Origin of the sequence: Treponema sp. HNW, from assembly GCF_050320395.1 — a bacterium.
GTDB lineage: Bacteria > Spirochaetota > Spirochaetia > Treponematales > Treponemataceae > Treponema_C.
On the sequence record NZ_CP144459.1, the window covers coordinates 1,093,511 to 1,111,141 of the forward strand.

A 17,631-nucleotide genomic window follows, 5' to 3' on the forward strand; every position below is an offset into this window, starting at 1 on the left:
ACCATAACTTAAAAATGTGGCACATTATATATGCTGATTTTTACGGAGGTACTGTTATGGTTGCACTCATTGTAGGTTTATTGCTTTTGGCCTTTACCGTTATTGCCGCTCACCCGGCTGTACTCGGCTGGGGACCCGAAATTGTTTTATTCTTAAAGGGCTTTGCTCCCGTTTTTTCGGCTTTTGTCGGTTTGATAGCCTTGTTTATCGGAATTGCCGATATGAAGGATAAAAACGAAGCTAAAAAAGAAGAAGCCGCTTCAAAACAGCAGGAAACAAAGAGCGAGTAAACGCATAGCGGGTGCTTGACACGGGGGCACAAAAAAGGTATTATATATTTCCCGTTATCTGTATTTCCGGCATCAGTATGGGTTTGCTCGCCCGATGCGGGAAATAGACGGTTTTCCGGATGCACGGATAAGCCGTCCTGAAGATTTTTTGTGTAGGTATATTCATGAAGACGATTTACGTTAAGGAAAAAGATGCCGTTCGTAACTGGTATCTCATCGATGCCGCGGACAAGCCGCTCGGACGCGTTGCCGTAAAGGCCGCTTCTCTCTTGCGCGGAAAAAACAAGGTTACGTATACGCCTAATCAGGAAATGGGCGATTTTCTCGTTATTATCAATGCCGAAAAAGTTGCCGTAACCGGTATGAAAGCTCGGGATAAGATGTATTATCACCACAGCGGTTATGTCGGAGGAATGAAGGCTCGCAATTTCGAAAAAACGATTGAGCGTCATCCCGATGAACCCCTTATGACCGCCATAAAGGGCATGCTGCCGAAGGGCCCCTTGGGACGTAAAATGCTTAAAAACGTAAAAGTGTATGCCGGTCCCGAACATCCGCATGCAGCTCAAAATCCTCAAATTTTGGAAATATAATAGGAGTTTATCGTGATAAAAAATCTTGCAATCGGTACAGGAAGAAGAAAAACGGCAATAGCCCGCGTTTTTGTACGCGAAGGTTCAGGTAAAATCACCGTAAACGGTAAAGATATGGACAAATATTTTGCCACCCCCGAACAGGTTAAAATCGCCCGGCAGCCTCTTATGGTTACCGCAAGCGAAAACAAATACGATATTTTAATCAACGTTATCGGCGGCGGCTTAAACGGTCAAGCAGGTGCATGTTTGCACGGATTGGCCCGCGCTCTTACCCAAATCGATGAATCCAATTATTCGCCCTTAAAGGCAAACGGTTTCCTTACACGCGACTCCCGTATGATTGAACGTAAAAAATACGGACGCCGCGGTGCACGCCGCAGATTCCAGTTCAGCAAGCGTTAATCTTGACTGTTCATACAATAAAAGAGGGCTGCGGAAGCTGTATCAAACTTACGTCTTCCGAGGGGCCTTCTTTTTTTTTACGCCTTGACTATCTGGAACTCGTTTTACCCGAAGAAATCCGTCCGGGTGCCGTGTTTGAACGGGAGCGTTTTGACGATATCGCACAGGCGGGCTTTGCCTTTGCCGCCGAGCGCGATGCCCTTGCATTTTTGGGCCGAAGCGAGCACTGCCGCTCCATGTTGGAAGCAAAACTTGCCAAAAAAGACCATGAAGCGAAGGCCGTCAAAAAAGCCCTTGACTTCCTTGAACGTCGAAAACTTTTGGACGATCTTCGCTTCGCCCGCGCCTGGCTTCATAACCGTCTTATTACAAGGGCGGAAGGACCTGTACGTTTGGCAGGCGAGCTTGCAAAACGCGGCATTAAGCGCGAAATAATCGATGATGCCTTGGATGAACTTTTGCAAAACGTAAGTACCGATGAACTGTTCGAGCGGGCACTGGATAAGCTTTACCGCAGCGGAAAAAGAGGTAAAAAGCTTGAAGACGCTCTTTTACGCAAGGGTTTTGATTACCGGCGCATAAAAAATGCCGAAATTCGGGAATAATTCTCTTTATCAGGTTGATTTTCCCGCAAAAAGGCATTAAAATAGGTTAATATGATACTCAAGATATAAAAATGAGGTTCTAATGTCCGCTAAAACACATAAAACCGTTATCTATTCGGCTTTGGAAGTTGCAAATATTTGCGGTGTTGTCAATCAAACCGCAATAAATTGGATACGTAACGGATACCTTTCCGCTTTTACCACTCCGGGCGGTCAATATCGGGTATACTTGGATGATTTGATCGACTTTATGAAAAAGCGGAAAATGCGCATTCCCGAAGACTTGCTTGCAAAGGCAAGCCGTGAAAAAAGGAATCTGCGCTTTTTGATTGTAGACGATGATAAGGGCTTAAATACCGTATTGTCCAAATTTTTACAGCGGGAATTTAAAAACAGTGAAATATATCAGGCCTTTGACGGTTTTGAAGCCGGAGCTTTTTTAGTGGATAAAAAGCCGGCTTGCGTTATTTTGGATTTGGATTTACCCGGTGTTGACGGCTTTAAACTTTGCAAAAAAATCCGCACTTCCGCCGAATTCGGTAATCCGCTTATCTTTGTCGTTACCGCTTTGAACGAAGAAGGTATTGAAGAAAAATGCAAAGCCCTCGGTGCGGATGAGTTTTATTATAAACCGCTTAATTTAAACGATATTGCCGAGGTGTGCCGCGGACATTTTGAAAAATAGGGACAAGCGGGGGTGTTTTATCCCGCACTGACAGCGCCCCTCTTTTTATCCGCAGCTGAAACCTGTCCGGTTTTCCGGTATTCTGCTACCGTTTTTAGAAGATCCTGCGCCCGGTTTGAAGTTAAGCCTGTAACCCCCTTTTCAAGCAGTGAGCGGCCCAGCTCTTCGGTGTCGACCGTCCATACCCAGCTTTCTTTTCCCGTTCCGCTTTTGTAATCCTTCCAGCAGGGTTTTAAAACATCGCTTTTGCATATGAGTTTACCCTTACCGCCGCGGATATAAAATGGGGTTTCCGGTTCGCTGTCGTATATGAGAGAAACGGGAATCGTCTTGCAAATTTTTGAAAAATAACGTACCGCAAGAGGGTTAAAAGACGAAACCAAAAACCGGTCGGGATTTTCAGGGTATTTACGAAGATTTTCCCGAATTACCTCATAGGTTTTTTCGGTGACGGCCTTGTATTTAAGCGTGTCGATTTTTATTTCAACGTCAACATAGATATCCGGACCTAAAACTTCAAGAACTTCCGATAAAAGAGGAATGCGTTCGCCCGCAAATTCTTTTCCGAACCAAATTCCGAAATCGTATTGTTTTAATTCGTCCCATGTCATGTTTTCCACATCGGTATCGGGGGCTTCACGGACGGTTTTGCCGTCATAGAGTCTGCCCGTGCGCTTAATAGACTCGTCGTGGATAACGACCAATTCGCCGCTTTTGGTTAAATGTACGTCGAGTTCCACCCCGGGAATACCGAGTTCTTTAGCCTTTTTAAATGCCGCCATTGTGTTTTCCGGCGCCAAACTTGAAAGACCGCGGTGTGCGAATAAAAGCGGGCGCGGTTCCTGAGGTAAAATATTTTTCGTATTCATAAAGACTCCTGTCTAGCTATTATACAGGATATAGGGTATACTCGTTAAGAGGTAAAAAATGTTTTTAAAGCACTTGCTTTTTAAAACACTTTGTAATACCGGTTTGTACATATGCGGAGGTACCATGAATATTGAAAAAAGCGTAAAAAAAGACGGGTTCAAACAATATCTTCCCGTAACTTTTTTAATCGGAGCGGGATTTTTTACAATGGGTTTGATGGATCCCTTGTACGACAGCTATGTAACGATTTTTTTAAGCCGCTATATTCCGTTTAAGTGGCTTGTCGGTATGTTTATGTCATTGGACAATGTATTTGCAATTTTTTTAATACCGGTTATTTCCGCTTTATCCGATAAAACGCGTACTAAAATAGGGCGCAGAATGCCGTGGATTATCGTTCTTCTTCCTCTGTCCGCTTTTGCATTCAGTCTCATTCCCTATGCCGCCCAGCGTTCTTTAGCGGCTCTGGTAATCATCCTCGCCCTGCTTAATTTATTTAAACAGTCCGTACGCGGCCCGGTTATCGCATTGATGCCCGATATCGTTCCCGCCGAATTCCGCTCGCAGGGAAACGGGGTTATAAATACGATGGGCAATATTGCCGCGATTGTGGGAACGCTTTTTTTAGCCCGCCTTATGGACGTGGATACCGTTTTACCGGTTATCGGAAAAACCAAGGACGTGCTTGCCTTTCCTGCGGCGGGAATCCTTGTACTTGCGGCAACCCTTATGCTCTTTCTCTTTGTACGCGAAAACCGAAAAGGTTCGGCCTTGGATAAGCTTTCCGAGTCGTCCGAAGCCGCCGCCGAAAATGAAAAAAAAGTCCCCTTTTTACAGGCGATGAAAACCGTTCTAACCGGAGAAAAAGACCGCAGCGCCTTATTGGTGCTTTGTTCGCTTTTTTTGTGGTTTATGGGCTATCAGGGAATGCTTCCCTATATTGCCGAATACAGCATAAAAACCTTCGGCGTTACCAGCGGGCAGGCCCCCTTTGCAGCCGGCATGGTCGGTATCGCCTCTGCCCTGTCGGCTATTCCCATGGGCTATGCCGCGGGTAAGTGGGGAAGGCGCCGCATGATACGCATCGCTTTGATAGCAGTCGCCGTATTGTGTATTTGTCAGTTTTTTTTAAGCGATATAACGGCCTTACTCGGCATTCCTTCTTCTTCTGCAAAATACGTATTTTGGGTGCTGATGTTTTTATTCGGTATTTTTTGGATTTGCATTATCGCCAACTCTTTTCCGATGCTCTGGCAAATGGCGGGTTTTGCGCATATCGGTTTATACACGGGCTTGTATTATACCTTTTCTCAGGCAGCCGCCATCATTGCACCCTTTTGCGCCGGTCTTATTATAGATTTACTCGGATATAAAGCCGTCTTTTTATACTGCGCATTATTTTTTCTCTTTGCCTTTATGACTATGGGCAGGGTAAAGCGCGGCGAAAAATACGACAACTGAAAATTGTAAGGACAAAACATGAGTGAACAAAACCGCGGCCGGGTTACGATTCCCACCGATACGGACGTTGTAAAAGAAACGCTCGATATCGTAAAAAGATGGGGTGCCGATGCAATCCGCGACTGCGACGGTACGGACTTTCCCACGGAATTAAAAGATGCGGATGCGAAAATATACGCAACCTATTACACAACCCGCAAGGATAATGCATGGGCAAAGGCGAATCCCGATGAAGTACAGCAAATGTATTTGATGACCCCTTTTTATACGGCGGTCGAAAACACCCTGCATATTCCGCTTATGAAGGGCCTGTATCCCGATATGCTCAAAGTCAATTCCAAGGACTGCGAGCGCCGGTGGGAGGTTATCGACCGCACCGACGGAAGCATTGTGCCCCCTTCGCAGTGGTCGTATAATGAAGCCGCCGGTACCGTCCTTATCCGGGATACAAAGGAGTTTCACGAATATACCGTGAGCTTTTTAGCCTTTATCATGTGGGATCCCGTCCACATGTACAATGCGGTTGTCAATGACTGGAAGGATGTCGATCGTCAAATCACCTTCGATGTGCGTCAGCCTAAAACCCGCGAATTCACGATGAAGCGTTTGCGCGCCTTTATAGCCGAACATCCCTATGTGGACGTTATCCGCTTTACCACGTTTTTCCATCAGTTTACCCTTGTTTTTGACGAAAAAGCGCGCGAAAAATTTGTCGATTGGTACGGATATTCGGCTTCCGTGTCGCCCTACATTCTCGAACAATTTGAAAAAGAAGCAGGCTATCCCTTCCGTCCCGAATACATTATCGATCAGGGGTATTTTAACAATCAGTACCGTGTACCTTCAAAGGAATATAAGGACTTTTTAGCCTTCCAGCACCGCGAAGTGATAAAACTGGCGAAAAAAATGGTCGATATTACGCACGAATGCGGAAAAGAGGCTATGATGTTTTTGGGCGACCACTGGATAGGTATGGAGCCCTTTTTGGACGGGTTTAAAGACGTCGGTTTGGATGCGGTGGTCGGAAGCGTCGGTAACGGAAGTACCCTGCGCCTTATAAGCGACATTCCCGGTGTAAAATATACCGAGGGACGCTTTTTGCCGTATTTTTTTCCCGATACCTTCCACGAAGGAGGCGATCCGGTAAAAGAAGCAAAGGTAAACTGGGTAACCGCCCGCCGCGCCGTTTTGCGCAAACCCATTGACCGCATAGGCTACGGGGGCTATTTAAAGCTTGCCCTCGATTTTCCCGATTTTATCGACTACGTGCAAAGCGTATGCGACGAGTTCCGCACCCTCTACGATAATATCAAGGGAACAATTCCCTATTGCGTTAAAACCGTTGCGGTTTTAAACTGCTGGGGTAAAATGCGCGCCTGGGGCTGCCACATGGTTCACCACGCACTCTATCAAAAGCAAAACTACAGCTATGCAGGCGTTATAGAAGCGCTTTCAGGCGCTCCCTTCGATGTGCGCTTTATTTCGTTTGACGACATAAAAGCTTCACCTTCCGTCCTTGACGATATTGACGTGCTTATCAATGTCGGAGACGGAGACACCGCGCATACGGGAGGCTCTTATTGGGAAGATGCCGCTATCACCGCCGCTGTCCGTAAATTCGTGCGGAAAGGAGGCGGCTTTATAGGGGTCGGGGAACCTTCGGGGCACCAATATCAGGGGCGCTATATTCAGCTTGCGGACGTACTCGGTATCGAAAAAGAAACCGGCTTTACGCTGAACTACGACAAATATAATTGGGAAGATAGTCCGCATTTTATTACCGAAGATGTAAAAGCGGAAGTCGACTTCGGTGAGGGAAAAAAGAGCATGTACGCCCTTGAAGGCGCTCAAATTGTAGTCCAAAAGGATAAGGAAGTTCAGCTTGCCGTCAACGAATACGGAAAGGGAAGGGCGGTATACATAAGCGGCTTGCCCTACAGCTTTGAAAATAACCGGCTTTTACACCGCTGCGTGTTATGGACTGCGCACAGCGAGGCAGAACTTAACCGCTGGTTCAGCACAAACTGCAATGTCGAAGTTCACGCATACGTTGAAAACGGCAAATACTGCGTGGTAAACAATACCTACGAAGCGCAGTCAACCAGGGTGTACCGCGGCGACGGCTCGCACTTCGATTTGGACATGGAAGCAAACGAAATCAAGTGGTATAAGATGTAGCCTATATATTAAACTTCACCTTTTTGCCGCTGTCTTTATAGTATTCGCTCCGCAGTTCTTTTACCTGCTCGTCGGCAAGGTAGTCGTCAAAGTTCATCATGCGGTCGATAATGCCTGCGGGGGTGATTTCTATAATGCGGTTTGCAACCGAACTTATAAACTCGTGGTCGTGGCTGTTAAACAGTATAACGCCGGGAAAATCGGTTAAAGCTTCGTTTAAGCTGGTGATGGCTTCCAAGTCCAAGTGATTGGTCGGTTCGTCCAAAATCAATACGTTGGCACCGGAAAGCATAAGCTTTGACAGCATACAGCGCACCTTTTCGCCTCCCGACAATACGCGAACGGGCTTTAAGGATTCGTCTCCGGTAAAAAGCATGCGCCCTAAAAATCCGCGAACGTATGCGTCGTCCTGTTCGGGCGAATATTGGCGAAGCCAATCGGTGATATTCAAATCGTTTTCAAAATGTTCGGAGTTGTCTATCGAAAGGTAGGCGTGGGTACAGGTTTGCCCCCAATAGACGTCTCCCGAATCCGGCTTAATCGTTTCGCTTATAATGTCGAAAAAGGCGGATTTTGACTTGTGCTCCAAACCGACAAAGGCTATTTTATCGGTTTTATTGACCACCAAACTGAAGTCCTTTAAAAGGGTGATTCCCTCGTGAGCGTAATTCAGTTTTTCGACACGCAGCACATTGTTGCCGATGTCGCGCGAGGGCTTAAAGTTTACATAAGGAAATTTGCGGCTCGTAACCTGCAATTCTTCCAAGGCCAGTTTGTCGTATATTTTTTTGCGGCTTGTCGCCTGACGGCTTTTGGCGGCGTTTGAGGCAAAGCGCAAAATAAACTCGCGCAAATCCTTCATTTTTTCCTCGCGCTTTTTAGCCTGATCCTTTGCCTGGCGCTGCATAATTTGGCTCATTTGATACCAAAAGTCGTAGTTACCCGTAAACTGGCTGATTTTACCGTAATCGATGTCGCAAATAGAGGTACATACCGAATTCAAAAAGTGGCGGTCGTGGCTGACGACAATGACGGTGTTCGGAAAATCGATTAAAAAATCTTCAAGCCAGGTAATGGATTCCAAATCCAAACCGTTGGTCGGTTCGTCCAAAAGGAGGATATCCGGCTCTCCGAAAATGGCTTGGGCAAGCAAAACGCGCACCTTTTGGCTTTCGTCAAGCTCGCTCATCATGCGGTTGTGGTATTCTTCTTCAAGTCCCAAACCCGAAAGCATTTGTTCGATTTGATTTTCGGCTTCCCAGCCGCCCAATTCGGCAAATTCGGCTTCAAGTTCGCTTGCGCGGATGCCGTCTTCTTCGCTGAAGTCCTCTTTTGCGTAAATTGCTTCGCGCGCTTTGGCACATTCGTACAGTTTCGGGAAGCCCGACATTACCGTGTCTTTTACCGAAAACCCGTCAAAGGCAAAGTGGTCCTGCTTGAGAACCGCCATGCGCTCGCCGGGTGTCATAATGATTTGACCCGAATCGTGTTCGAGTTCGCCCGAAAGGATTTTTAAAAAGGTGGATTTTCCCGCGCCGTTTGCGCCGATAATACCGTAGCAGTTGCCCGGTGTGAATTTAAGATTTACGTCTTTAAAAAGGGAACGTTCCCCGAATTTTAAACTGATATCGCTTACGTGTAACATACTTTCTCCTGTGCCGATTTATATACGGTTTTGTGAGCGCCGCCGTTTTTTCAGTACCGATTACCGCTTTATTTTTTTTTGCCGAATAAGCCTTTGATAGCTGCAAAAAGTCCTTTTTTGGCGGGAGTCCCGGCTTTAGTTTGAGCGCCCTTTGCCGGTGTTTCGGCTCTTTTATCCGCATTGCCCGAATATGCGGCCTTTGCCGCGGCACTGTCGGCACCTGCGTAATTTTTTCCGTCGCGCTTTTTGGTAAAGCGTTCGCTTTTTCCGCCCTTGCGTTTAAAACCGCCTTGAGCTTTACCTTTCTTTTTACCGCGCTCATCAAAGCTTGTGCGGTTTTCGTCCGCTTTGTAAGCGCCGCCTTCGCCGCCGTATTTTTCGCGGTAAAACTTCATGCGCTCTTCAAACGACAGGTTACTGATATCCCGTGCCGATTTGTAGGACTTGTCGGCTGCGGACGTGCCGGCGTAATGCGAATCCGTTTTCGAATGTTTTTTGCCTTCTTTGAATCCGCCTGCAAAATCGCCGCCTCTTTTTCCGAAGCGTCCTTGGGAGCGTCCGGAAGATGAGCGTTCAAAGCGTCCCGATTTTGAACCCGGTCCTTTGGCACGCCTTCCGCCGCGGCCCCGTTCGTAATCGCCGTCTTCACGGTAAAAGCCGGTTTTAATATATACGCCGGCGCTTTTATCTTCGGCAAACTGTTCTTCGCCGGCAACGGAGGAGGGAATCGGATTTCCCAAATAGCGCTCGATTGCGGGCAAATTGTATACGTCCTGCTCGGAGCAAAAGGTGTACGCTTTGCCGCTTTTTCCCGCGCGGGCGGTTCTTCCTATGCGGTGTACGTAGTTTTCCGCTTCGTTCGGTAAATCGAAGTTGATAACCATAGCAAGGTCGTTGACGTCTATACCGCGGGCGGCAACATCGGTTGCAACCAAACAGGTAAGAGAGCCGCTTTTAAACGAGTTGAGCACTTGCAGGCGTTTGGACTGCGGTAAGTCGCCTATGATAAATTCGGACTCTATGCCGTTAAGGCCTAAGCGCTTGGCAATCACTTCGCAGCTTCGTTTTGTATTGCAAAAAATCAGCACGCTTTCGGCTTTTTCTTTTTTTAAGATGCCCAGCAAAAGTTTGATTTTATCGTCGCTTGAAACGTGCAAGAGCATTTGGTCGATTTCGTCAACCGTAATGTGTTCGGCTTCTATTGTAATTTCCTGAGCGTTATCCGTGTATTCCCATGCAAGATTTTTTACATAGGTGTTTAAAGTCGCACTGAAAAGCATGGTTTGCCGCTCTTCGGTTTTAGGCAGCACTTTGATGAGTTTTCGTAAATCGGGGTAAAAGCCCATGTCGAACATGCGGTCGGCTTCATCGACAACCAAAAAGCCCACCGTGCTCAAATCCATAATGCCCGATTCCTGCAAGTCTATAAGGCGGCCGGGAGTTCCGATAATGATGTCTACGCCTTTTTTTAAAAGGGCTGTCTGTTTGGTGTAACCGACACCGCCGTAAAAACTTGCGGCCTTCAGTTTTGTCGCCGATAAAAGGTTTTTCGCTTCTTCTTCCACTTGCACCGTAAGCTCGCGCGTGGGAACCATAACAAGGGCTTTTTTGCCGGTCATTTTGGGATTGGCGAGCATTTGCTGAATAACGGTAATTAAATAGGCTGCGGTTTTTCCCGTGCCCGTTTGCGATTGGACATATAAGTCCGCACCTTCAAAGGCGCCTGTTAATACCCGTTCCTGAACGGGCGTGCAGGTTACATACCCCGCTTTTTGTATACCCTCCATCAGAGCGGTATCTAAATTCAATTCGCTAAAGTCCATAGTATCTCTTTTATATTTGATTTATGGGCATCTCTAAAAACTGAAGTTTTTAGAGGTTCCTTTATATGTAAAGTCTTGCAAATACTGCGATATTGTACCATAGATTGCGGAAAGGGTAAAGGGCATACAATCGGACTTCCTGTCCGATTGTATGCAACGACTTTTGTACAAAGTACAAAAGTCGGGGATATGAGGCTTATGCCGGCATCCGTGCCGGTTGTGAAAAAGAAGGGGGATGGGAAGCCTGTGTTGTGTCCGATTGTATGCAACGACTTTTGTACAAAGTACAAAAGTTGGGGATGTGAGGCTTATGCCGGCGTCCGTGCCGGCGGTGAAAGAGGGGGAAGTATGGGAAGCCTGTGTTCTGTGCGCTTTTCAGCAACAAGTTTTATAATATTTCAGTTTCTTATATTCCGCTTGTTTTTTTGGATAAGAAAGCATATAATTGTATTAGCAGTTTTTTTAGAGGATGAAGGGGCCTTATGATTACAAAAAATAACCTTCAAAAAGTATTAAAAAAGTTGGAATTTTCCCAATCCGGTTCAATATTCTCCAAGCATTTTGAAAAGCATAATTGCGAAATTCAAGTGGATTTTTCCGGCGAAACAGATACACCGTTTTATCCGACCGATCATTGCAGCGTTTTACGGCTTCTTACTGTGCAAGCAGCTCCTATTGAAGAGCAGCGTATTGCACTACAGAAAATCGAAACCTACGAAGCCGCCATCACCACAGCAAAATCGGTACTATCCGCTTGTGCTGATAAGAAAAAAATGATATTAGAGAAATGGTTGTAGGGGGGTATGAAAATTATTAGACAGCTTTTTAAAAAAAATAAAAATATTGAAACTAATAATACTACCACTGAAGAAAAAGATATTGCTCTTTTTAATAATTCTCCGATTGGTAAATCAAATAATGATATATTTGATTTAAGTATTAAGGCACAAGCAGTAAAAAAAGCTATAGACGAAAAAGCGAATACAGTCGCATTAATTGGAGAATATGGCAGTGGAAAATCAAGTCTAACCAATATTCTATATGAAGATAATAAAGATAGCTTTGAGAAACCAATTTATATCAATCTATGGGATTGTGTTTATAAACATGATAATGAAACTTCAAAAAATCAGGATCAAATTAATATATTCACAAAATCCAGACAAAAAAGGTAAGTTTTACAAGGTGTATTACAGCGAAGAAGAGTAAGCTGCCTTTTTTCCCTATATTCATTGGGGGACATTCCGGAATATTCTTTAAAGCGGGCGGAAAAATAGCCGGTCTTTGTGCAGTGCTTAAGATATTGCATTCCGGCATACACTCTGCCTGAAGGATATGTTGTGTCGGAAGCGATGGAATCGTATTGGTGAAAATCAACAACCCCGACGCAAAGCATCGGGGTATGTTGTTCTCATAAGGTGGTTGCAGTCGGTTTTAATACCCTTTGTTACGACGCAGAGCGTCGGGGTATTAAACCCTCCGCACGAATAAATGCCTTCCTCCGTTCGTAACGTATATTTAAAATCGCGGCAGTACCGGATGATCTCCAATGCACATATGAGCATAGGAGCCGACATCATATAGTGCCGGCGAACCTCTGTTTATGCTGAGTAATCCTCTTAACCTGCTTTTGTACCGAACAGAGGATTAGGTTGCATCCTTATGTCCGCTGTATTTCTTTTATAAAAGCATCTACCTCTTTTGCCCATTTCCGGTATGTTTCCTTTTTTACGGGAAAATGCGGACCGGGAAAATCAACATATTTTTTATCTTTACATTTAATGTTGTCAAATGTTTTTTTCATGTAATACACCGGTGTCATTTTATCTTCGTTCGGTTGGCATAATAACACAGGCTTATTATACGCATTATGAAGAATGTCCGGTTTTGATTGCGTTAATAAACTGACAATTCCTCTAAAGCTTATCAATGTTCCGGCGTGCGGATCGATTTTGACTAAATCGTTAAATTCTTTGTCATCGGTTAATGTATCATACGATATAAAAGCATATGTCTTCAGCCTGATTTTTCCGATGAGTTTTGATAAGAGCTTACATATCGGCAATAGAACAAAGGTCATTTTTTTCGTATTCGTTTCTTTGCACATAAATTCTTTATCGGAAAAATCCCATAGACACCAGCATATTAACCCGTCGGCGAGATTATATCTTGCATCGCAAGCATAAGCTAAGGGGCCGCCCATACTGGCTCCTCCGAGAAATACTTTCCCGGTAAAGTTTTTTCTCGCATATTCAACCGTATCTTTTAGATTTACTAAATGTTCGTTCCAGGTAAAGTTCCCTTTTACACGTTTATTATAGCCGTACCCCTCTAAGTCCGGCGCAATGATGTTATATCCTAATTTATATAAGGGCATCAAAAAGGGGAGTAACAGACGGGCATACCCTGCAATACCGTGCGAAAACACCAGAGTAGGATTATTGATGTTATCGGTTTTATACACTTCAATATGTATCGGGCCGTTAATTGATTGTATCTCTTCGATTTTTACGTTTTTATTCCACTCGGCTATTAACTCATTTCCGAACCACCTATCCATGTAATTCTTCCAAAAATCAATGCCCGTATGCATAGCCCGCCTCCAAAAAAGATTTGACCGCCTTTTTTACGGTTTATATTCTATCATTTTTTAGCGGTTTTTGTAAGCTCTGTGATGATCATATTAATATCGTTGCTTTGAGCTTGCAGTGACTAACTGACCAAATACAGGAAAAGTGATATAATGAAAAAGTATCAATTTGATGAAAACGGATTGCTGAAATTTTGAGGATAAATAGGGAAAGAGTATGCCGTCAAGTAAAGAATATTTAAATTTCATTTTAGGGCAGTTATCAGGATTGAAAGATATTACTTATCGTACAATGATGGGTGAGTATATAATTTATTATCATGGAAAAATCGTAGGCGGAATTTATGATGATAGATTTTTGGTAAAACCTGTTAAATCCGCAATAGCATATATGCCGAATGCAGAATATGAATTACCGTATGAAGGTGCAAAGAAAATGCTTTTAGTAGATGATGTAGATAACAAAGAATTTTTAGCCGGCTTAGTCAATGTAATGTATGATGAGTTACCTGCACCAAAATCAAAGAAAAAGAAATAATCAACTCCCGATTTGCTGCACTAACACAACTAAATCAGCATAAGGATGTTAGTGCCGAATTTGAGTATGGATTGAATGCCTACGTTAATCCACAGGCGGTAGACTATTACGGCGGCGGCTATTTTCAAAAAGCCTTTAAGGAAATAAAACCTTATATTTTCCATTTTTCTGTTTGATATTGCATATCCCAAAGTTTTTTATACAATCCTATTTGCTTCATCAATTCATTATGTGTTCCTTTTTGACTGATGCTGCCGTCTTCAATAACAAGAATTTGATCTACGTTCTGTATAGTCGATAATTTATGAGCAATCATAATAACCGTTTTATTTTTCAATAGCTCCTGTAATGCCGATTGTATTTTTACTTCGTTTTCTATATCTATATTCGCAGTTACCTCGTCTAAAAGTACTATCGGAGCATCTTTTATTAAAGCTCTGGCAATTGCAATTCTTTGCTTTTCACCGCCGGAAAGAGTTGAACCGCCTTCTCCCGGTACCGTATCGTATCCGTCGGGAAGCTCCATAATAAAATCGTGACATCCGGCTTTTTTTGCCGCTTCAACGACTTCATCCAGGCTTGCCGACGGTTTTCCTATTCTAATATTGTTCAAAATAGAATCCTGAAATAAAAAAACATCTTGAAATACAAAACTTAGATTGCGTAACAAATGTTCATAAGACAAATTTTGAATTTCCTTGCCGCCTATTTTTATTTTTCCCTGCTGAGCATCCCAAAACCTTCCAAGTAAGTTAATAATGGTTGTCTTTCCGCTGCCGGATAATCCCACCAATGCCGTAGTTTTTTTTTCCGGAATATGAAAGGAGAGGTTCTTAAGAACATGTGTACTGTCATAAGCAAAACTGACATTCTCATAGGAAATATCAAATTGGTCCGGTTCCTCTTCTCCGGAAATATCGGACATAACAGGAATATTATCAATTATATCCATGCGTTCCAAGGATTGAGCTGTCATTTTTGCAAATATGCTGAAAATACCCATTCCCTCTATTCCTTGAAACAAGCCGAAAGAGGAAAGCGTTAATAAAAACAATCGCATATAATCAATGTCATTCCGAAGAAAAAACATTCCTGCCAAGAAAACCGTACCGGCGGTTATAGCTCGAAACCAAAACTGAAATAAGGCAATCGGAAAAAGATGTGAAAGTTCATTGCGAATAGATTCATCCCGAAGCTTTTCAAACATCTGCATGATTTTTGTTTTATGTTGCTTTTCCGTTTGACATGATTTTAAAATATGAATCCCGTGAATAAATTCAACCGTTTCCTCTGTTACCGTACCGATGAATTTTTGCCGATTTATATTTAATCTATCCTGTGTTGAAGCAAGACGCCTATATGCATACCAAGCCGGGATCAACAAGAGTACAGTGAAAATAAATATTCTATAGTCCACACAGAACAGAAATATTAAACCGATAATTAAAGAAGGAATTCCCGTTGCCGCTTTTTCAATAACTCCTATTCCTTCTATTTCAAGAAATGCCGCATCCGAAGTAATTGTGGATATGAGGTCGCCTTGATTCTTTTTGCTGAAAAAACCCATTGAAGCATGTTTTAGGTGCGAACCCAAAGATATCCGCTTCTCACATATAGCCTCATACCCGGCTCCTGAACGTAAACGCATCGTAGCATATCGTAGAATAATGCGGCAGATAATCGTTACTGCCATAGCTGCAATACATAATACAAGCAATTTTTCATCAAGCTGTCTTGTTGCATTTTTATTTAATTCCGGTATGGAGGCAACCATATAGTAAGCTATGACCAAAGGAATCATAATGAATATTCCATCTAAAAAGTTAAATAGAAATGAAAGATAGAGCCTTTTGTACTGTGTCTTCATCAGTCCCAAAAATTTATACACCGTTTTTAGCATAAAAAGACTCCTTTCTTTCACCGATTTCCGAGGTTTTCGAAATATAGGCAGACCACATTTTTTTGTATAAGGCGGAGGTTTTAATCAATTCCTCATGACTTCCTACAGAATCCGGCTTTCCGGCATCAAGTACAATAATCTTGTCACAGTCTGTAACCGTCGTAAGCCTATGTGCAATAACAATCAATGTTTTGTCTTTACATAAAGCCATCAATGAGTCCTGAATTTTATTCTGATTCTCCATGTCGGTATAAGCAGTTGCTTCATCCAGAATTAAAATGGGGGCATTTTTCAAAATTGCTCTTGCAATGACAATTCTTTGCCGCTGCCCTCCGGACAGCTTTGCTCCCGCATTTCCGACAACAGTATCGTAACCGTGCTCAAGGTTTTCGATAAAATCACTACATTGTGCATTTGTTGCGGCAATTTTAACTTCCTCGTCTGTTGCCGCCGGGTTTCCTAATCGTATATTTTCCATGATGGACATATTAAACAAAAATGTATCCTGTGTTACATAGCTGATTTTTGACATTAATTCCGACAGCGGAAGATTTTTATAGTCTACACCGCCGATTGTAATACATCCGTCCGTTACATCCCAAAATCTTGCAAGGAGATTTGCAATCGTGGTCTTTCCGCTGCCGGAAGGACCGACAATAGCAACTTTAGTGTTTTCCTCAATCGTAAGAGAAATATCATGTAAAACCGTTTCTTTTCCGTAGGCAAAAGAAACATGGCTTAGTTCAATTTTATTGTTTAAAATCGTTTTTTCTGAAGCAATTTCTTTTAATTCCGATGCGGAAAGAATTTCGTCAATCAGATGTTTTCCATTTCTTATGTGATAGAAATTATCCATAAACTCGGTAAATTTAAGCAAGGATGAACCAAGTCCTACGGAAAGCAGCACGGAAAAGAGAAAAATCTGTCCCGAAAGACTTCTATACACATAGAGGCAGCCGCCAACGCACAAAACACTTACTGTAATGGAAGACAATAGAACCAATGCCGGCGCTGAAACGATATACATTTTGTTATACAGTTTTAATGTGGATTTTTTGTAATTACGAATGGCTTCCTCATATTTAGAATAAGCTCTTTTTTCCTGACCGAATATTTTAATTTCCTTGTTGCCTCGAATATATTCAATAACTCTATTGTTCATATGTTCCAATGCCGAATAGTACGTATTTGCGAACTCGTTCATTATACCGATGTACATCGGTAAATAAAAAATCAAAGTCAGTATGGCAGGTACCATTACAGCTAAAGCCATTCGCCAATCAACAAAAAATAAAATAACAATAATCCCCGCAGGAATCAAAACATTTGATGTTGTTTCGGGGATAGCGTGTGCTAAAGGAAACTCGAGCCGTTCCGTTCCGTCAATAAGCATATGTTGAAAATGTCCCGTACCATGCAGTTGAATATATCCCAGCGGCATCCGTAACATTTTATTCGTTATAGCAATTCGTATCTCTTCCAGTATACGGAAAGCGGTTTTATGAGAAATTGCGGTGGACAAACCGTGACAGATAAGCTGTAAAACAAAAGCTGCAAGAATAAAAAGCGTACCTATGATAATATCGTTATAGCTAAAGTCCGACACCAGTCCGTTTAACAAACGATAAAGGATATAGTAGGGAGCAAGCCCCCAAAATACGCCCGCAATTGCCGACAAAACAGAACCGATATATGAGGTTATATAAGGTTTTAAGAAGTCAACAAATCTTCTTTCACTGTTCTTGTACATAAAGCCTCCTAATATTTTCCTTAATTTATATTCTTAAAATTACAGTATAATATTGCCTCCCTGCTATCAGCACGATTACTGCAATAAAAAAGGAGAGTAATGTTACTTCCGGCTTTCCTGAAAGCATCATACATACCATAATGAGCAAATCTAAAAAAAGAATTGTTCTGAAATCAAAAGTTTTATTTTTTATTGTTCTATTCATTGTCATACCCCTTGCAATGGGCATCTTAAATAAGACTGTTTTTATATCGGATTTTATGGTATAATATCATATTATAGTTAGTCATGTCTGATA

Annotated in this window: 16 protein-coding genes; 10 read left to right on the plus strand and 6 right to left on the minus strand. The window is 43.0% G+C overall.

Features of this window, described 5'->3' with window-relative positions; genetic code table 11:
* Positions 1–56: 56 nt before the first annotated feature.
* The 5 genes from V1L52_RS05120 (at position 57) to V1L52_RS05140 (ending at position 2,578) form a co-directional block, all read left to right on the plus strand.
* Positions 57–290, plus strand: a complete 234-nt coding sequence (locus V1L52_RS05120) for a hypothetical protein (RefSeq protein ID WP_428771275.1) — start codon at positions 57–59, stop codon at positions 288–290.
* A gap of 164 nt (positions 291–454) precedes the next feature.
* On the plus strand, positions 455–883 hold the full coding sequence (gene rplM / locus V1L52_RS05125; RefSeq protein WP_428771277.1) for a 50S ribosomal protein L13: 429 nt from the start codon (positions 455–457) through the stop codon (positions 881–883).
* 15 nt (positions 884–898) lie between these two features.
* Entirely contained in the window at positions 899–1,288 is a 390-nt protein-coding gene (gene rpsI, locus V1L52_RS05130; protein ID WP_428771788.1) for a 30S ribosomal protein S9, read from the plus strand.
* A 2-nt stretch (positions 1,289–1,290) separates the two neighbouring features.
* Entirely contained in the window at positions 1,291–1,893 is a 603-nt protein-coding gene (locus tag V1L52_RS05135) for a regulatory protein RecX (RefSeq protein WP_428771279.1), read from the plus strand.
* Between the two features lie 82 nt (positions 1,894–1,975).
* Positions 1,976–2,578, plus strand: a complete 603-nt coding sequence (locus tag V1L52_RS05140) for a response regulator (RefSeq protein WP_428771281.1) — start codon at positions 1,976–1,978, stop codon at positions 2,576–2,578.
* Positions 2,579–2,595: 17 nt separating this feature from the next.
* Here V1L52_RS05140 and V1L52_RS05145 read toward each other — a convergent pair whose 3' ends face one another.
* Complete coding sequence (locus V1L52_RS05145) at positions 2,596–3,447, minus strand: glycerophosphodiester phosphodiesterase (RefSeq protein WP_428771283.1); 852 nt, start codon at positions 3,445–3,447, stop codon at positions 2,596–2,598.
* Positions 3,448–3,571: 124 nt separating this feature from the next.
* On the opposite strand from V1L52_RS05145, the gene V1L52_RS05150 reads away from it, so the two are divergent.
* A complete protein-coding gene (locus V1L52_RS05150; protein WP_428771285.1) occupies positions 3,572–4,909 on the plus strand; it encodes an MFS transporter in 1,338 nt (445 codons plus the stop codon).
* Positions 4,910–4,927: 18 nt separating this feature from the next.
* The gene (gene gnpA / locus V1L52_RS05155) at positions 4,928–7,087 is read left to right on the plus strand and encodes a 1,3-beta-galactosyl-N-acetylhexosamine phosphorylase (protein ID WP_428771287.1); all 2,160 of its coding nucleotides are present in this window, start codon (positions 4,928–4,930) and stop codon (positions 7,085–7,087) included.
* Between the two features lies 1 nt (position 7,088).
* On the opposite strand, the gene V1L52_RS05160 is transcribed toward gnpA, so the two are convergent.
* Positions 7,089–8,732 (minus strand): ABC-F family ATP-binding cassette domain-containing protein, encoded by a 1,644-nt coding sequence (locus tag V1L52_RS05160; protein WP_428771288.1) that lies wholly within the window; start codon positions 8,730–8,732, stop codon positions 7,089–7,091.
* Between the two features lie 68 nt (positions 8,733–8,800).
* Positions 8,801–10,555 (minus strand): DEAD/DEAH box helicase, encoded by a 1,755-nt coding sequence (locus V1L52_RS05165; protein ID WP_428771290.1) that lies wholly within the window; start codon positions 10,553–10,555, stop codon positions 8,801–8,803.
* A gap of 482 nt (positions 10,556–11,037) precedes the next feature.
* Here V1L52_RS05165 and V1L52_RS05170 point away from each other — a divergent pair, with 482 nt between their 5' ends.
* Together V1L52_RS05170 and V1L52_RS05175 are read left to right on the plus strand one after the other, a co-directional pair.
* Complete coding sequence (locus V1L52_RS05170) at positions 11,038–11,352, plus strand: hypothetical protein (RefSeq protein ID WP_428771292.1); 315 nt, start codon at positions 11,038–11,040, stop codon at positions 11,350–11,352.
* A 6-nt stretch (positions 11,353–11,358) separates the two neighbouring features.
* Positions 11,359–11,730: a hypothetical protein gene (locus V1L52_RS05175; RefSeq protein WP_428771294.1), complete on the plus strand. Its 372-nt coding sequence runs from the start codon at positions 11,359–11,361 to the stop codon at positions 11,728–11,730.
* A 485-nt stretch (positions 11,731–12,215) separates the two neighbouring features.
* Here V1L52_RS05175 and V1L52_RS05180 read toward each other — a convergent pair whose 3' ends face one another.
* Positions 12,216–13,148 (minus strand): alpha/beta hydrolase, encoded by a 933-nt coding sequence (locus V1L52_RS05180; RefSeq protein ID WP_428771296.1) that lies wholly within the window; start codon positions 13,146–13,148, stop codon positions 12,216–12,218.
* 214 nt (positions 13,149–13,362) lie between these two features.
* Here V1L52_RS05180 and V1L52_RS05185 point away from each other — a divergent pair, with 214 nt between their 5' ends.
* Positions 13,363–13,683: a TfoX/Sxy family protein gene (locus V1L52_RS05185; protein WP_428771298.1), complete on the plus strand. Its 321-nt coding sequence runs from the start codon at positions 13,363–13,365 to the stop codon at positions 13,681–13,683.
* A gap of 151 nt (positions 13,684–13,834) precedes the next feature.
* On the opposite strand, the gene V1L52_RS05190 is transcribed toward V1L52_RS05185, so the two are convergent.
* Entirely contained in the window at positions 13,835–15,583 is a 1,749-nt protein-coding gene (locus V1L52_RS05190; protein ID WP_428771300.1) for an ABC transporter ATP-binding protein, read from the minus strand.
* Positions 15,564–17,333, minus strand: coding sequence for an ABC transporter ATP-binding protein (locus V1L52_RS05195; protein ID WP_428771302.1), 1,770 nt, complete (start codon positions 17,331–17,333; stop codon positions 15,564–15,566). Before V1L52_RS05195 ends, V1L52_RS05190 begins: the two co-directional genes overlap by 20 nt.
* Between the last annotated feature and the right edge of the window lie 298 nt (positions 17,334–17,631).

Excerpts from the sequence above, each read along its gene's own strand:
- V1L52_RS05120 (WP_428771275.1), top strand. The coding sequence starts at position 57 with ATGGTTGCACTCATTGTAGGTTTATTGCTTTTGGCCTTTACCGTTATT.
- rplM (WP_428771277.1), top strand. The coding sequence starts at position 455 with ATGAAGACGATTTACGTTAAGGAAAAAGATGCCGTTCGTAACTGGTAT.
- V1L52_RS05140 (WP_428771281.1), top strand. The coding sequence starts at position 1,976 with ATGTCCGCTAAAACACATAAAACCGTTATCTATTCGGCTTTGGAAGTT.
- V1L52_RS05145 (WP_428771283.1), bottom strand. The coding sequence starts at position 3,447 with ATGAATACGAAAAATATTTTACCTCAGGAACCGCGCCCGCTTTTATTC.
- V1L52_RS05150 (WP_428771285.1), top strand. The coding sequence starts at position 3,572 with ATGAATATTGAAAAAAGCGTAAAAAAAGACGGGTTCAAACAATATCTT.
- gnpA (WP_428771287.1), top strand. The coding sequence starts at position 4,928 with ATGAGTGAACAAAACCGCGGCCGGGTTACGATTCCCACCGATACGGAC.
- V1L52_RS05160 (WP_428771288.1), bottom strand. The coding sequence starts at position 8,732 with ATGTTACACGTAAGCGATATCAGTTTAAAATTCGGGGAACGTTCCCTT.
- V1L52_RS05165 (WP_428771290.1), bottom strand. The coding sequence starts at position 10,555 with ATGGACTTTAGCGAATTGAATTTAGATACCGCTCTGATGGAGGGTATA.
- V1L52_RS05170 (WP_428771292.1), top strand. The coding sequence starts at position 11,038 with ATGATTACAAAAAATAACCTTCAAAAAGTATTAAAAAAGTTGGAATTT.
- V1L52_RS05175 (WP_428771294.1), top strand. The coding sequence starts at position 11,359 with ATGAAAATTATTAGACAGCTTTTTAAAAAAAATAAAAATATTGAAACT.
- V1L52_RS05180 (WP_428771296.1), bottom strand. The coding sequence starts at position 13,148 with ATGCATACGGGCATTGATTTTTGGAAGAATTACATGGATAGGTGGTTC.
- V1L52_RS05185 (WP_428771298.1), top strand. The coding sequence starts at position 13,363 with ATGCCGTCAAGTAAAGAATATTTAAATTTCATTTTAGGGCAGTTATCA.
- V1L52_RS05190 (WP_428771300.1), bottom strand. The coding sequence starts at position 15,583 with ATGCTAAAAACGGTGTATAAATTTTTGGGACTGATGAAGACACAGTAC.
- V1L52_RS05195 (WP_428771302.1), bottom strand. The coding sequence starts at position 17,333 with ATGTACAAGAACAGTGAAAGAAGATTTGTTGACTTCTTAAAACCTTAT.